The sequence below is a fragment of the Brachybacterium horti genome (genome assembly GCF_054777615.1).
Window position 1 is genome coordinate 1,021,101 of sequence record NZ_BAAHAM010000001.1, and the last position, 15,135, is coordinate 1,036,235.

The window sequence follows — 15,135 nt, forward strand, 5'->3', positions numbered from 1 at the left end:
GCAGGGCCGTGCGACACCGGGGCAGAATGGACGCCATGACCTCGAGCCGGGAGCCGCTGCGCCTCGTGCGGGGCGCGGCCGCGGCGACGGTCACGACCGCCGTGGCGCTCACGGGCCACCTCCTGGGCGGCGGCGAGCTGCCCGCGCTGCTCGGGATCGCGATCACCTGGTGGCTCGCGGTCACCGCGTGCACCGTGCTCGCCGGCGCCCGCTTCTCCCTGCTGCGCCTGAGCGCGGCGGTGCTGGGCAGCCAGGCCCTCTTCCATGCCCTGTTCGTCGTCACCACCGGTGGCAGCGGCACCGTGACGATGGTGGACCCGCCCGGCTCGCAGCTCTACCACCACCAGCACACGCTCACCACGGCCGGCACGGCCCCGAGCACGCACGCCGGGCACCTCGCCCAGATCGGCGGCACGGCCTCGACGCACGCCGCGCACGGGCTCGTCATGGACCCGCGGATGCTGCTGGGCCACGTGCTCGCCGGCCTGCTCACCACGGTGCTCCTGCACCGCGGGGAGCGCTTCCTGTTCCGCGCCTTCGGGGCCGCCCGGCGCCTGATCGGCGTGCTGGGCCGCCTCCCCGCGCCTGCCGCGCCGGTGCTCGTGCCGGCCGCCCGGCCGCGCCCGGTCCCGGATCTCACGCACCTCGACCACGCCCAGCGGGCCGTCCTCTCCGAGCAGGTCCTGCGGGGTCCCCCGCTGCTCCTCGCCGCCTGAGCCCAGGCCCACGGGCCCTCCCCTCGCGCCCCCGACCCCGTGTCGCGGGTGCTGCTCGGCGGCACGCGGACGATCACGCGCGGAGCCCCTGCTCCGCGCCCCGCACCGGGACCTCCCCCGGTCATCCCTGCCTGCCCCTGCCCTGCAGGTCGCCGCGCCGACGGTCCCCGTCGGCCCCGCGGCCCTGCGGGTGGGCGGCGACGCACCCCCGGGTGCGACGCCGACGGCGCAGAGCCCGGTGACCGCGCGAGCCCGGCCCTCACCGAAGGACTCCCATGTCTCGCACCACCCTGCCCCCGACCCTTCTCCGCTCGTCCCTCTCGCGGCGCGCGGCCCTGCTCGGCGCGCTCGCCCTCCCCCTCGCCGCCTGCAGCGCCGGCGGCTCCGACGACGCCGGCTCCGACGGCGGCTCCACCGGCTCCTCCGCCTCGGACGGCGCCGTCGACACTGTCGACACCGCTGACCTCTCCCTCGCCGACGCGTGGGTGAAGGCGGTGGAGTCCGGCATGTCCGGGCTGTTCGGCACCCTCACCAACGCCTCGTCGAGCGCCGTGACGCTCGTGGGCGCGGCGTCCTCCGCGGCGGGCATGGTCCAGCTGCACGAGACCAACGCCGACGGCTCCGGCGGCATGAGCATGAAGGAGAAGGAGGGCGGCTTCGCGATCTCCGCGGGCGGCGAGCTGCGGCTCGAGCCGGGCGGGGACCACATCATGCTCATGGACCTCACTGCGCCCCTGCTCGCCGGGGACGCGGTCGAGGTGACGCTGCAGTTCGCGGGCGGGGCCGAGCTGCCGATCACCGCGACCGTGAAGGACTTCGCGGGGGCGCAGGAGAACTACAGCCCCTCCGACGGCGGCGGCGAGATGGAGGGCATGGAGGGCATGGAGGGCATGGACCACGGCTCCATGGCCTCGGACGGCGGCGACGAGTGACCCGCCGCGACGCCCCTGAGCCACAGGACACCGCGGACCGCGGCCGGCGCCGGCTCCTGCTCGCCGGCACCACCGGGGCCGGGCTCGTGGGGGCCGGCGCCGCGGGGGCGCTCCTGGACCGGGCCGTCGGCTCCGCCCGCGGAGCGACCACCCCCGCCGCGCCCGCCGAGCCCGCGCTCATGGGTGCAGGGACGCTCCCCTTCCACGGCGCCCACCAGGCGGGCGTGGAGACGGAGCCGCAGGCCCACGCCACGTTCCTCGCCCTCGACCTTCGGGACGGCGTGGACCGGGACGCGGTGCTGCGCCTGCTGCGGCTGCTCACCGACGACGCCGCCCGCCTCACCACGGGGCAGGCGCCGCTCGCGGACGTGGAGCCGGAGATGGTCACCGCCCCGGCCCACCTCACGGTGACGGCCGGGTTCGGCCCGGGCCTGCTGCGGCGGGCGGAGCGGGAGGTGCCCTCGTGGCTCGCCCCGCTCCCGGCCTTCGACATCGACGAGCTCCAGGACGCCTTCTGCGACGGCGACCTGCTGCTGCAGGTGGGGTCCGATGACCCCGTCACCCTGTCCCACACGGTGCGGATGCTGCTGAAGGACGCCCGCTCGTTCACGACCCTCCGCTGGGTGCAGCACGGGTTCCGTCGCGCGCACGGCGTGCAGCGGCCCGCGACCACGCAGCGGAACCTCTTCGGCCAGCTCGACGGCTCCGCGAACGCGGCGCTGGGCAGTGAGGACTTCTCCCGGATCGTGTGGATTTCGGAGGGGCCCTTCGCGGGCGGCACCTCGATGGTGATCCGCCGGATCCGGATGGACCTCGACACCTGGGACGAGGCGGATCGCACCGCCCGGGAGGAGGCGGTGGGCACGCACCTGGACACGGGCGCGCCGCTCACCGGGACCGAGGAGACGGACGACGCGGACTTCACCGCGCTCACCGAGAACGGCTTCTCCCGGATCGCGGAGTTCGCGCACATGCGGCGGGCGAACGGGGTGGACGACGGCGAGCACCAGGAGATCTTCCGCCGGCCGTTCCACTACGACGTGCCGCCGCCCGCGGGCTCGGACGCGATCTCCGAGGCGGGCCAGATCTTCTGCTCCTTCCAGGCGGATCTCGAGGGGCAGTTCCTGCCCATCCAGCGGCGCGTCGCGGAGCTGGACCTGCTGAACCAGTGGACGAGCCCGATCGGCTCCGCGGTGTTCGCGATCCCGCCGGGCTGCGCCGAGGGCGAGTACCTGGGCCAGTCCGTGCTCGCCTGAGGCCGCTCCCGCTCCACCTCCCGCCCGCCGGCCGGGGTCTCCGTTCCTCGGCCGGCGGGCGGGAGCCTGCCCTGCTCTCCCTCCTCCGACACGAGGCCCTTCCATGCCGTCACCCCGTCCCCCTGCCCGTCCCCGCTGGTTCGTGCCGCTGCTGCTGCGGCTGCACACGCTCGCCGGGATCGTGGTGGGCCCCTTCCTCATCGTCGTCGCCCTGAGCGGCGCCCTCTACGCCCTGTCCACCCCGCTCGAGCGCGTGGTCGACAAGCACGAGCTCACGGCGCCCTCCACCCATGCGCCGCTCCCCCTCGCCGATCAGGTCGCCGCCGCCACGGCCTACGCCGGGGAGAGCGACGTGGTCGCCGTGCGCCCCGCCCCGTCTCCCGGGGACACGACCCGCGTCATGCTCGCCGGGGAGGGTCTCGGCGAGAGCGAGTCCCGCGGGATCTTCGTGGATCCCGGCAGCGGGGAGATCCGCGGCGATCTCACCGTGTACGGGACGAGCGGCGCGCTGCCGCTGCGCACCTGGATCGACCAGCTCCACCGGAACCTGCACCTCGGCGAGGCGGGCCGGCTGTACAGCGAGTTCGCGGCCTCCTGGCTGGGGGTGGTCGCGGTCGCGGGGATCGGCCTGTGGATCGCGCGGGTGCGCCGCCCGGCGACCCGCGCCGCGGTCACCCGGCCGCGACGGCGCGCACCGGGGCGGCGCCGCACGCCCTCCTGGCACGCCCCCGCCGGAGTGGTGCTCGCGCTCGGCATGCTGTTCCTCTCCGCCACCGGCATCACGTGGTCCGCGCATGCGGGCGCGAACGTCACGGCCCTGCGCGCGGCGCTCGACTGGACGGTGCCCGCGGTGGACACCACCCTGGACGGGACCGGCAGCGGATCGGGTGCCGGCGAGTACGCCGGGCACGGCGCGGGCATGAGCAGCATGGGCATGGGTGACATGGCCGGGATGGACAGGAGCGAGGACTCCCCTGCGCTCTACGACCGGGTGCTCGCGGCCGCGCGGCAGGCCGGCATCGACTCCTCGCAGGTGGAGATCCGCCCGTCGGGCTCCCCGGGCACCGCCTGGGTCGTCCAGGAGATCCACCGCAGCTACCCCACCCAGGTGGACGCCGTCGCGATCGACCCCACGACCCTCGAGGTCGTGGACCGGGCGGACTTCGCGGACTACCCGCTCATGGCGAAGCTCGCCCGCTGGGGCGTGGACCTGCACATGGGCACCCTGTTCGGGCTCGTCAACCAGCTGGTGGTCGCGGCCGTCGCGCTCGGCATCGCAGGGGTCGTCGTCACCGGCTACGTCATGTGGTGGCAGCGGGGCCGGGGATCGCGCCCCGGCCGCATACCCGCCCGGGGTGCGCTGCGCGCGGCGCCCTGGTGGGGCGTGCTCGCCGTCGCCGCTGTCGCCGTCGCGATCGGTCTGTTCCTCCCCATGATCGGCCTGGGCCTGCTCGCCTTCCTCGTCGTGGACCAGGTGGCCGCCCGGCTCCCGCGCGGCGCTCGCTAGGCTCGGCGCAGGGCCCGGCCGGGCCCGACGAGGGCAGGGGGATCCGATGGCGGCGCTGCACGTGCGCAGGCGGGAATCGGCCGACGGTCGCTGGGTGGTGCTCCTGCACGGGGCCGGCATGGACGGCGCCATGTTCGACGCCCAGATCGAGGCCCTGCCGCCGGGCGTGGGAGTGCTCTGCCCGGACCTGCCCGGGCACGGGCGCTCGGCCGTCGCGGGCCCGTTCCGCTACCGCGCGGCGCTCGAGGAGATCGAGGCGCTGCTCGCCCCGCTCGCCGGCGCCGACGTCACCCTCGTGGGCCAGTCGCTCGGCGGGAACCTCGTCCAGTCCCTGATCGCCCGGGACCCGGCTCTCGCGCGCCGCGCCGTGCTCGTGGACTGCACGGACAACCACGGCCCGCTGCGCCGCGGCGACGTGCTCGCCCTGCGCAGCACGGGCCCGGTGCTGCGGTCGCTGCCGTGGGGCTGGACGCTCGCCGCCTCCGCGCGCGCCTGCGGCGCCGAGCCCGCCACCCGCGCCTACGTGCGGCAGCGGCTCGAGGCCATCGGCCGGGAGGCCTTCGCGCAGGTCATGGACTTCTGGCGGGAGGCGCTGACCCCGGATCCCGCCTACCGGCTCCCCGTGCCCGTGCTCGCGGTCCTCGGCGAGCGCGACCGCTCGGGGAACATCGCCGCGGCCCTGCGACGCCTCGCGGAGCGGGACCCGCAGGTGCGGCTCGAGGTGGTCGCGGGCGCCGCGCACAACGCGAACCAGGACCGCCCGCCGCAGGTCTCCGCGCTCATCGAGGAGCACCTCGGGCAGGGCTGAGCGCGGCACCGCCGCGCACCGGGGGATCAGCGCGGGATGACGGAGCGGAAGCCGCGCAGGCGCAGGCTGTTGCCGACGACGAACACGCTCGAGAACGCCATGGCGGCGCCGGCGAGCATCGGGTTCAGCAGGCCCAGCGCGGCGAGCGGGATCGCCGCGACGTTGTAGGCGAAGGCCCAGAAGAGGTTCACCTTGATGGTGCGCAGGGTGCGGCGGGAGAGGCGGATCGCGTCGACGGCGCTGCGGAGGTCGCCGCGTACGAGGGTCACGTCGGCCGCCTCGATCGCGACGTCGGTACCGGTGCCCATCGCGAGGCCGAGGTCCGCCTGGGCGAGGGCGGGGGCGTCGTTGACGCCGTCGCCGATCATCGCGACGACCTTCCCCTCCCCCTGGAGCCGGGTGATGACGTCGACCTTGTCCTCGGGGAGCACCTCGGCGAGGACCTGCTCGATGCCGACCTCGGCGGCGACCTGCCGGGCGACGGCGGTGTTGTCGCCGGTGAGGAGCACGGGGGTGAGGCCCAGGTCCTTCAGGCCGCGGATCGCCTCGGCGCTCGTGGGCTTCACGGCGTCGGCGACGACGAGCAGCCCGCGGGCCGCGCCGTCCCAGGCGACGGCGACGACGGTGCGGCCCTGCGCCTCGGCGTCGGCCTTCGCGGCGGCGAGATCATCGGGGAGGCCGGCGGCGGAGGCGTCGAGCAGGCTCGCGCGACCCACGGTGACCTCGTGACCCTCCACGGTGCCGCGCACGCCGCGGCCCTCGAGGTTCGTGAAGCCGGTGACCTCGGGCAGGGGCCCGGCCTCCTCGGCGGCGCCGGCGGCGATCGCGCGGGCGATGGGGTGCTCGGAGGCGTGCTCGAGGGCGCCCGCGCGGCGCAGCAGCTCGGCGCGGTCGGTGCCGGGCGCGGTGACGACGTCGGTGAGGGTCATACGGCCGGTGGTGACGGTGCCGGTCTTGTCGAGGACGACGGTGTCCACCGCGCGGGTGGACTCGAGCACCTCGGGGCCCTTGATGAGCACGCCCAGCTGGGCGCCGCGGCCGGTGCCGACGAGCAGGGCCGTCGGCGTGGCGAGGCCGAGGGCGCAGGGGCAGGCGATGACGAGCACGGCGACGGCGGCGGTGAAGGCGGCGCTCGCGGGGAACCCGGCGATCAGCCAGGCACCGAGGGTGACCAGGGCGATCGCGATGACGATCGGCACGAACACGCCGGAGATGCGGTCCGCGAGGCGCTGCACCTCGGCCTTGCCGGTCTGGGCGTCCTCGACGAGCCGCGCCATGCGGGCGAGCTGGGTCTCGGAACCGATCCGGGTGGCGCGGACCACGAGCCGGCCGCCCGCGTTGACGGTCGCGCCGGTGACGGCGTCCCCCTCCCCCACCTCGACGGGGACGGACTCGCCGGTGAGCATCGAGGCGTCCACGGCGGAGGTGCCGGAGACGACGACGCCGTCCGTCGCGATGGTCTCCCCGGGGCGCACGACGAACTCGTCGCCGACGGCGAGCTGCGCGATGGGCACGCGCACCTCGATGCCGTCCCGCAGCACGGCGACATCCTTCGCGCCGAGCTCGAGCAGGGCCCGCAGGGCAGCGCCGGCCTGCCGCTTGGAGCGCTTCTCGAAGTAGCGGCCGGCGAGGATGAACAGGGTGACCCCGGCGCCCACCTCGAGGTAGATGTTCCCGGCGCCGTCCGACGGCGCGATCGCGAGGGAGAAGCCGTGGGTCATGCCGGGCATGCCGGCGGTGCCGAGGAACAGTGCGTAGAGGGACCACAGGAACGCCGCGGAGGTGCCCATCGAGATGAGCGTGTCCATGGTGGCGGCGCCGTGGCGGAGGTTGGTCAGCGCGGCCTTGTGGAAGGGCCAGGCACCCCAGGTGATGACAGGGGCGGCGAGGGTGAGGGACAGCCACTGCCAGTACTCGAACTGCAGGGCGGGGATCATCGCGAGGGCGATGACGGGAACGGTGAGCACGGCCGCGCCGATGAGCCGCTGGCGCAGGGACCGCAGCTCGGGGTCCTCCGCCTCCGCGGCGTCGTCGGCCTCCGGCGCCGGGGGCGCGGGGAGGGCGGCGGTGTACCCGGCCTTCTCGACCTCCGCGACGAGCAGCTGCGGGTCGTAGCCGCTGGGGGCGGTGACCTTCGCCTTCTCGGTCGCGTAGTTCACCGTGGCGCTCACGCCGTCGAGCTTGTTGAGCTTGCGCTCGATCCGGTTCGCACAGGAGGCGCAGGTCATCCCGCCGATCTCGAGCTCGATGCCGGAGTCGGCGATGAGCGGGGCGCGGCTGTCCATGGTGCTCCTGTCCTGCTGTGCGTGTGGGCTGCGGAGTGGGCTGTGCGAGGTCGGGGCGTGCCGAGCAGGCGGCGCCGATCAGGCGGGGACGGCGGTGTAGCCGGCCTCCTCGACGGCGCTGATGACGGCCGTGTCCTCGAGGGGCGAGGCGGCGGTGACGACGAGCCTGCCGGTCTGGTGACTCACCTGGACGTCGGTGACGCCGGGGATCTCGCCGACCTCCTCGCGCACGGACATCTCGCAGTGCCCGCAGGTCATCCCGGTCACCTGGTACTCCTGTGCAGCCATCGTGGGCCTCCTTCGACGATCATGCGGGGAACCCCTCCTGGATTCCCGCCCATGGGGGAGTTTATACCCCTAGGGGGTATGAGTCAAGGCATGTGGCCACCTCGACCCGCCCGGCCCGCGCGCAGGTCAACGGGTTGTGTCGCAGCGTTCCAGAGGTGGCGCGGAAACGAGCCCGTTCGCCGTGACGCCGCCGGCGATCGGTCCCCGACGGCCCTGGCTCGCTTCGCGACCACTCCTGGAGCCTCCTTACCCCTCCCCCGTCACCGGCGCGCGAGGGCGGCGGCGACGCCTGCGGCGGGGCGCAGGTCCAGGCGCCGCAGCAGCTGCGCGTTCAGCGCCACCACCACGGTCGAGGCGGACATCAGCAGCGCCCCCACGGACATCGGCATGACGAACCCGATCGGGGCGAGCACCCCCGCGGCGAGCGGGACGGACAGCAGGTTGTAACCGGCCGCCCACCAGAGGTTCTGGCGCATCTTGCGGTAGGCGGCGCGGGAGAGCGCGATGACGGAGAGCACCGAGCGCGGGTCGGAGCTCGCGAGCACCACCCCGGCGGAGGCGATCGCGACGTCGGTCCCGGCGCCGATCGCGATGCCGACGTCCGCCCGGGCGAGGGCCGGGGCATCGTTCACGCCGTCGCCCACCATCGCGACCCTCCGCCCCTCGGCCTGGAGCGAGGCGACCGCCTGCTCCTTGTCCTCGGGGCGCACCTCGGCGAGGACCCGGCCGATCCCCAGCTCCGCCCCCACGCGCTCTGCGACGGAGCGCGCGTCGCCGGTGATCATGACGACCTCGATGTCGAGGGCGTGCAGCGCCTCGACCGCCTCGCGGGACTCCTCGCGCACGGCATCGGCGAGCCGCAGGGCCCCGGCGACCTCCCCGTCCCGCAGCACGTGCAGGACGATCGCGCCCTCCTCCCGCCAGGTCGCGGTGCCGGGCAGCGGGTCGAGCCCGGACTCCTCGAGCAGGCGCGGGCCGCCCACCCGGATCACGTGCCCGTCCACGCGGGCGCTCACACCGAGCGCGGGGGTCGAGCCGTGGTCGGCGCCCGCCGGGACGGCGAGGCCGTCGTGCTCGGCGCGCCCGAGGACGGCGCGGGCGAGCGGGTGCTCGCTCTCCGCCTCCGCGGCGGCCGCGAGGGACAGCAGCTGCGGCTCGTCGAGCCCGGTGCCCGGCGCCGCGAGGACCCCGGTGAGGGCGGGCTCGCCGCGGGTGAGGGTGCCGGTCTTGTCCATGAGCACGGTGTCCACGGTGCGCATCGCCTCGAGCGCGAGGCGGTCGGTGACGAGCACGCCGCCGCGGGCCGCACGCTCGGTTGCGATGGCGACGACCAGCGGGATCGCGAGGCCCAGCGCGTGGGGGCAGGCGATGACGAGCACGGTGACCGTGCGGATCACGGCCTCGTCGGGCATCCCCAGCAGCGACCAGACGATCGCGGTGATCACGGCCGCGCCGAGGGCGAACCAGAACAGCCAGGCGGCGGCCGTGTCCGCCACACGCTGGGCGCGGGAGGTGGAGGCCTGGGCCTCGGCGACGAGCCGGCGGATCCCGGCGAGCGCCGTGTCCTCCCCGGTGGCGGTGACCTCGACGCGCAGGTTCGAGTCCGTCGCGACGGTGCCCGCCACCACGCGGTCGCCCGCCCTGCGCTCCACGGGGCGGGACTCGCCGGTGACCATGGACTCGTCGACCTCGGCGCGGCCGCTCGCGACGGTGCCGTCGGCCGGGATCGCAGCGCCGGGCCGCACGAGGACCAGGTCGCCGGCGCGCAGCTCGGCGGGGCTGACGCGCACGATCTGCTCGCCCTCCACACGCTCGGCCTCGTCGGGCAGCAGCGCGGCGAGGGAGTCGAGGGCGGAGGAGGTCTGTGCGAGGGAGCGCATCTCGATCCAGTGCCCGAGCAGCATGATCACGATGAGCAGCGCGAGCTCCCACCAGAACTCGAGCTCGTGGTGGAGCAGGCCCAGCGTGGCGCCCCAGGAGGCGAGGAACGCGACGGTGATCGCGAGCGCGATGAGGAGCATCATCCCGGGCCGGCGGGCACGCAGCTCGGAGACGGCGCCGGTGAGGAAGGGCCGCCCACCCCAGGCGTACATGACGGTGCCGAGCAGCGGCGCGACCCAGCGCAGGCCGGGCACGCCCGGGATCGTGTAGCCGAGGAGGTCCGCGAACATCGGCGAGAGGCCGACGACGGGCACCGCGAGGGCGAGCATGATCCAGAACAGCCGACGGAACCGGCCGACGTGGTCGCCGTGCCCGCCGTGACCCCCGTGCCCTCCGTGCATGTCATGGCCCGCATGCATGTCATGCCCGACGTGCATGTCATGGCCCGCATGCATGTCGTGACCCGCATGCATGTCGTGCTCGGCGGGCATGTCGTGACCGCCGTGCATCTCGTGTCCGGCGTGCGGGTCGTGCTCCGCGTGCTCCGGCGGCATCCTTCGCCGTGCGTCCATGCCCCGAAGGTATACCCCCTCGGGGCATCAGGGAAAGGGTGGGGGCATCGCCGGCGAACACGCCGCCCCTCCCCCGTCGGCTCAGCCGATCTCGCTCTCCGCGACACCGGCGACCGCGCCGATCCGGTGGTACTTCTCCTCGGCGTCCCCGTCGCCGGTGTCGATGAGCAGGCCCACCTCTCCCTGGACTCGGCGATCGGCGCCGTCGACATCAGCCTGACGGAGGAGGACCTCGCCGCGCTCGACGAGATCTTCCCCGGCCCCGGAGGCCCACGCCTGGTGAGCCGGGCCGCCGGCCCTCACCAGACGAACAGCCCCACGAGGCTCGCCGAGAGCAGCGAGACGAGGATGCCGGCGACCAGCATCCGCCACACGTTGCGGGAGATCACGTCGTTCTTCTCCCCGTCCACGAGCCCCTTGAGGGCGCCGATGATCATGCCCACCGTGGAGAGGTTCGCGAACGAGGTGAGGAAGACCGTCAGCACCGCCTGGTGGTGACGGTCGAAGCCGCCGATGTCCCCGGTGATCTGCCCCATCACCACGAACTCGTTCGTGACGAGCTTCAGGCCCATCATCTGGGAGACGTCGAAGGCGGTCGCCGGGTCCAGGCCCAGCAGCAGCGCGGGCACGAACAGCACCACGCCGAGGATCGCCTGCAGCGACAGCGCCGGGTTGATGAGCCCCAGCAGGTGGTTCACGAGCGCGGCGAGGGCCACGAAGGCGATGACGTTCGCGAGCACGATCAGCACGATCTTGCCGGCGCCGAGGATCGAGTCGCCGAGGAAGGAGAAGAACGGCTCGCGCGCGGGGCGGGCGGGCTTCTTCTCGGTGGTCTCCCCGTCGGCGCCCTCCGTCTCGAGGGTCGTCGTGGCCGACGGAGCAGCCTCGGTCGACGCCGCGGCGGTCCCGGCGGTGGTCGCCTCGACGGCGCCGACGCCGACGATCACGTCCTCCTCCTCGGGGACGTGCACGGGGAACAGCAGGCTCGCCACGAGCAGGGCGTTGATGCAGTTCAGCGGCACGGCGGTGAGCACGAACTCGCCCGGGACCAGCTGCGTGTAGGCGCCGATCAGCGCGGCGGTCACGCAGCTCATCGACATCATGGCGATCGTGACGACGCGCTGCGCGGACATCTGCTTGAGCTGCGCACGGGAGACGGCGAGGGCCTCGGTGTTGCCCAGGAACATCATCTCGACCGCGAAGAAGGTCTCGAACTTCGGCTGGCGGGTCACGAAGCTCAGGCCACGGCCCACCCAGCGGATCAGCCAGGGCAGGAACCCGATGTAGCTGAGGATGTCGAAGAGGGGGACGATCAGCAGGATCGGCAGCAGGGCGCTGACCACGAAGTTCACCGGGGCAGGGTCCGTGCCGTCGGCTCCGACCCAGTCCTGCAGGGCGAAGTTGATCCCCTCGTAGGCGATGGCGACGAGCCAGGCGAAGCCGTCGGCGGCACCGCGGACCACGGCGCGGCCGGCGGGGAAGCTCGTGAGGAACCAGGCGATGACCAGGTTCAGCGCCACCATGAGACCCACGGAGTGCCAGCGGATGGCCCGGCGGTCCTTCGAGAACAGCCAGCCGAGGGCGAGGAACACGGCCACGCCGAGGACGTTGAGTGCGAGGTACACCGGGGCTCACTTTCTCGCGGGGATCCGGCGGCGGTCACCCTACCCACCCCCGGCGAACGGCACGGTGGTTCAGGAGGGGGACGTGTCCACCGGCACCACCGCGACGTCGCCCGCGCTCAGCCCACGAGCAGGCAGAACGGGTGCCCCTCGGGGTCGCCCATGACGTAAGGGGGCTCGTCGGGGTCGGCGCTGCGGTCCATGAGCATCCGCGCGCCGAGCTGCACGGCGCGGGCCCGCTGGGTCTCGAGCTCCGCCGCGTCGGGCACCCGGAAGTCCATGTGCATCTGCATGGGCACCTCCTCGCTGGGCCAGGTGGAGGGGCGCAGGTCGGGCTCGGCCTGCACGGCGAGCACACGGTGGTCCTGCTCGTCCACGAGCACGAGCCAGTCGGAGTCGTCGGCCTGCGGCGGGGCGGGCGGCTCGTCGCCGGCGCGGTAGCGCACGCCCAGCAGCTCCCGGTAGAACTCGGCGAGCGCGCGGGCGTCGCGGGCGTCGATCGGGGTGTTGCTCAGCACGGGGTACGTCATGGGGCCTCCTCGCCCGGTGGGGTCCCCACGCTAGACCGGCCCCGCGCCCGCCACCTCCCGTCGGCCCCGTACGCTCGTCGCATGCTGCTGACGGTCTGCGTGAACGGCGCCCGCACCCCCGAGGAGCACCCCGCGCTCTCCGCGGACCCCGACGTCGTGGCGGCCGATGCCGCGTGCGCCGTGGCCGCGGGGGCCCATGACGTGCACCTCCACCCCCAGGACGCGGACGGCCGTGACTCCCTGCGCAGTGAGGACGTGGCGCGCTGGCTCGCGGCCTTCCGGGCGGCGGTGCCGGGGGTGGCGCTGTCGGTGACGACGGGGCCGTGGGCCGCGGGCGCGGCGGAGGAGAGGCTCTCCGCGGTCGAGGCCTGGACGGTGCTGCCGGGCCTCGCGACCGTGAACTGGCACGAGGAGGGCGCGGAGGAGCTCGCGGCCCTGCTGCTCTCCCGCGGCGTGGGCGTCGAGGCGGGGCTGTGGACGCCCGAGGCCGCACGGGAGTGGACCCGGTCCCCGCTCGCGCCCTCCTGCCGTCGGGCGCTGGTCGAGGTGCCGGACCTGCCTGCGGGGCGGATCCGCGCGGCCGCGCAGGCGATCGTCGCGGAGCTCGACGGAGTGGCGCCGCACCTCCCGCTGCAGCTGCACGGGGAGGAGCGCTCGACCTGGTCCGCTGTCCTGCTCGCCCTCGAGATCGGGGTGGACACCCGGATCGGCCTCGAAGACACGCTGACCTGCGCCGACGGGACGGTCGCCGCGTCGAACACGGAGCTGGTGCGGCGCTGCCGGGACTTCCTGGGGCTCGAGGAGCAGGGCGAGGACCGCCGCTGATCAGCGGACGGTCTCGAGCTCCCCGGTGCTCGAGTCCTCGCGGACGGGCCGCTCGCCCGTGGCGCGGGCGAGGCCGACGGCGAGCAGGACCACCGCGAGCGGGACCACGAGCGCGCCGCGCAGGCCCACGTGCTCGCCGAGCATGCCGAGGGTGGGCGGGCCGACGAGGAACGCGAGGTAGCCGATCGTCGAGGCGAGGGCTACGCGGGCGGCGGGGTTCGCCCCGGAGTCGCCCGCGGCGGAGAGCGCGAGCGGGAAGCCGAGGGAGGCGCCGAGGCCCCACAGCACCACCGCGGCGACGGCCACGGCCTGGCTGTCCACGGCGGAGATGAGGGCGAGGCCGGCGTCGGCGAAGAGCGCGCTGACGGTGAGCACGCGGGCGCGGCCCACCCGCGCCACGATCGGCCCGCCGGCGAAGCGGCCCACGGTCATGGCGGCGGCGAACAGGGCGAACACGGTCGAGCCCATGGTCGCGCCGAAGCCGTGGCCGTCGACCATGACGAGCGGCAGCCAGTCGTTGGCGGTGCCCTCGGCGAGCGCCATGGCGAGCACGACGCCGCCGATCATCAGCAGCCGCACGTCCTTCAGGAGCGTGAGCCGCGGGCCGGTGGCCTGCGCGGCGCGGTCCTCCGCACTGAGCCGCCCCGTGCCGGCGGGGATCGCGCGCACGGCCCAGACGAGCAGGCCGGCCCCCACCAGGGCGGTGAGGCCGAGGTGGGCGATCACGGGGAAGCGCACGGCGTTGGCGAGGATGCCCAGGCCCGCGCCGATCACGGTGCCCAGGCTGAAGCAGCCGTGCAGCGCGGGGAGGAAGGGGCGCCCGCTCAGGCGCTCGACCTCCGCACCCTCGACGTTCATGGCGACCTCGCCGCCGCCCATGCCGGCGCCGAACAAGGCGAGGCCGAACGCGGTGAGCAGCGCCTGCCCGGTCACGGCGCCCACGGCGATGGTGGGCAGGGCGAGGACCACGAGCGCCGAGCCGAGCAGCACCACGGGCCGGGTGCCGAGCCGCATGACGAGCGGACCGGAGGAGAGGATGCCGGTCATCGAGCCGACGGAGAGGCCGAACAGCACCAGTCCCATCTGGGCGGTGGAGGCGCCGAGCAGGTCGCGTACGTCCGGGGTGCGCGTCACCCACGCCGCCATCGACAGGCCCGGCAGCAGGAACAGCGCGAACAGGGCCCAGCGGCGGCGGCGCAGGGTCGGGACGATCGGACTCATGAGGACGAGCGTACGCAGGGATCAGGGCAGGCGGGAAGCCCGGTCCAGGTTCTCGCGCAGCTCCGCAGCACTCTGGCGCACCACGTACGCGGGGCGGTCCCGCTCGACCCGCCAGGATTCGCTGAGCGGGCTCACGTCGACGGCGTCGAAGCCGAGCTCGTCGTACAGCCGGGTCGCGAACGCCACCGCCTCGGGATGGTCGCTCGAGACGGCGAGCGCGCGACGGCCCGGGGTGCCCGCGGGCGCGGTGTCGGTGGTGATGTCCGCGGCAGGGATGTGGTTGAAGGCCTTGACGACCTGCGAGGTGGGCAGGTGCTCCTGGAGCAGCTGGGAGGTCGTGGTCTCTCCGTTCTCGAGCGCCGGGATCCGCCCGTCGCGCTCCCAGTAGTAGTTGTTCGTGTCCAGCACGATCTTCCCGGCGAGCGGTTCGACGGGGAGCTTCTCGATCGCGTGCAGCGGCACGGTCACCACGACCACGTCGCCGGCGGCGCCGGCCTCCGCGGCGGTGGCGGCGCGGGCGCGCGGCCCGAGCTCCTCGACGAGGCCCGCGAGGGTCTCCGGGCCTCGCGAGTTCGCGATCACGACGTCGTACCCCGCGCCGATCGCCGCCCGGGCGACCTGGCTGCCGATGTTGCCTGCTCCGATGATTCCCAGTGTGGTCATGCCGGGCCGAACTCCGCCGCGCCGGGTTC

The 15,135-nt window shown here is 74.5% G+C and carries 13 protein-coding genes and 1 pseudogene; 6 read left to right on the forward strand and 8 right to left on the reverse strand.

From position 1 onward, the window contains the following. Window positions 1–35: 35 nt before the first annotated feature. The 5 genes from ACYVAP_RS04695 to ACYVAP_RS04715 all read left to right on the forward strand — a co-directional run bounded on the left by ACYVAP_RS04695 (window position 36) and on the right by ACYVAP_RS04715 (window position 5,219). Entirely contained in the window at window positions 36–716 is a 681-nt protein-coding gene (locus ACYVAP_RS04695; protein WP_498859765.1) for a hypothetical protein, read from the forward strand. A gap of 275 nt (window positions 717–991) precedes the next feature. After that, window positions 992–1,648, forward strand: coding sequence for a copper chaperone PCu(A)C (locus ACYVAP_RS04700; protein WP_498859766.1), 657 nt, complete (start codon window positions 992–994; stop codon window positions 1,646–1,648). Then, the gene (locus ACYVAP_RS04705; protein WP_498859767.1) at window positions 1,645–2,904 is read left to right on the forward strand and encodes a Dyp-type peroxidase; all 1,260 of its coding nucleotides are present in this window, start codon (window positions 1,645–1,647) and stop codon (window positions 2,902–2,904) included. The genes ACYVAP_RS04700 and ACYVAP_RS04705 overlap by 4 nt, the downstream gene beginning before the upstream one ends. A gap of 103 nt (window positions 2,905–3,007) precedes the next feature. Continuing rightward, a complete protein-coding gene (locus ACYVAP_RS04710) occupies window positions 3,008–4,411 on the forward strand; it encodes a PepSY-associated TM helix domain-containing protein (RefSeq protein ID WP_498859768.1) in 1,404 nt (467 codons plus the stop codon). Between the two features lie 46 nt (window positions 4,412–4,457). Continuing rightward, entirely contained in the window at window positions 4,458–5,219 is a 762-nt protein-coding gene (locus tag ACYVAP_RS04715) for an alpha/beta fold hydrolase (protein WP_498859769.1), read from the forward strand. Between the two features lie 26 nt (window positions 5,220–5,245). Here the strand turns inward: ACYVAP_RS04715 and ACYVAP_RS04720 are convergent, their stop codons facing one another. The 6 genes from ACYVAP_RS04720 to ACYVAP_RS04745 all read right to left on the reverse strand — a co-directional run bounded on the left by ACYVAP_RS04720 (window position 5,246) and on the right by ACYVAP_RS04745 (window position 12,397). Beyond that, the gene (locus ACYVAP_RS04720) at window positions 5,246–7,504 is read right to left on the reverse strand and encodes a heavy metal translocating P-type ATPase (protein WP_498859770.1); all 2,259 of its coding nucleotides are present in this window, start codon (window positions 7,502–7,504) and stop codon (window positions 5,246–5,248) included. A gap of 78 nt (window positions 7,505–7,582) precedes the next feature. After that, entirely contained in the window at window positions 7,583–7,792 is a 210-nt protein-coding gene (locus ACYVAP_RS04725; protein ID WP_264450327.1) for a heavy-metal-associated domain-containing protein, read from the reverse strand. A gap of 260 nt (window positions 7,793–8,052) precedes the next feature. Beyond that, window positions 8,053–10,245 carry a heavy metal translocating P-type ATPase gene (locus ACYVAP_RS04730; protein WP_498859771.1) on the reverse strand — a complete coding sequence of 731 codons (2,193 nt, stop codon included), beginning with the start codon at window positions 10,243–10,245 and terminating at the stop codon, window positions 8,053–8,055. A gap of 81 nt (window positions 10,246–10,326) precedes the next feature. Continuing rightward, window positions 10,327–10,548, reverse strand: coding sequence for a hypothetical protein (locus ACYVAP_RS04735; RefSeq protein ID WP_498859772.1), 222 nt, complete (start codon window positions 10,546–10,548; stop codon window positions 10,327–10,329). After that, on the reverse strand, window positions 10,545–11,870 hold the full coding sequence (locus tag ACYVAP_RS04740; RefSeq protein WP_498859773.1) for a NupC/NupG family nucleoside CNT transporter: 1,326 nt from the start codon (window positions 11,868–11,870) through the stop codon (window positions 10,545–10,547). The genes ACYVAP_RS04735 and ACYVAP_RS04740 overlap by 4 nt, the downstream gene beginning before the upstream one ends. A 116-nt stretch (window positions 11,871–11,986) precedes the next feature. Further along, window positions 11,987–12,397, reverse strand: coding sequence for a VOC family protein (locus ACYVAP_RS04745; RefSeq protein WP_498859774.1), 411 nt, complete (start codon window positions 12,395–12,397; stop codon window positions 11,987–11,989). Between the two features lie 81 nt (window positions 12,398–12,478). Between ACYVAP_RS04745 and ACYVAP_RS04750 the strand changes: the two genes are divergently transcribed. Further along, window positions 12,479–13,222 (forward strand): beta-keto acid cleavage family enzyme, encoded by a 744-nt coding sequence (locus ACYVAP_RS04750; RefSeq protein WP_498859775.1) that lies wholly within the window; start codon window positions 12,479–12,481, stop codon window positions 13,220–13,222. Here the strand turns inward: ACYVAP_RS04750 and ACYVAP_RS04755 are convergent, their stop codons facing one another. Further along, window positions 13,223–14,443 carry an MFS transporter gene (locus ACYVAP_RS04755; RefSeq protein ID WP_498859776.1) on the reverse strand — a complete coding sequence of 407 codons (1,221 nt, stop codon included), beginning with the start codon at window positions 14,441–14,443 and terminating at the stop codon, window positions 13,223–13,225. A 21-nt stretch (window positions 14,444–14,464) separates the two neighbouring features. Then, window positions 14,465–15,109: pseudogene (locus ACYVAP_RS04760) on the reverse strand (NADPH-dependent F420 reductase); the annotation flags it as partial. Between the last annotated feature and the right edge of the window lie 26 nt (window positions 15,110–15,135).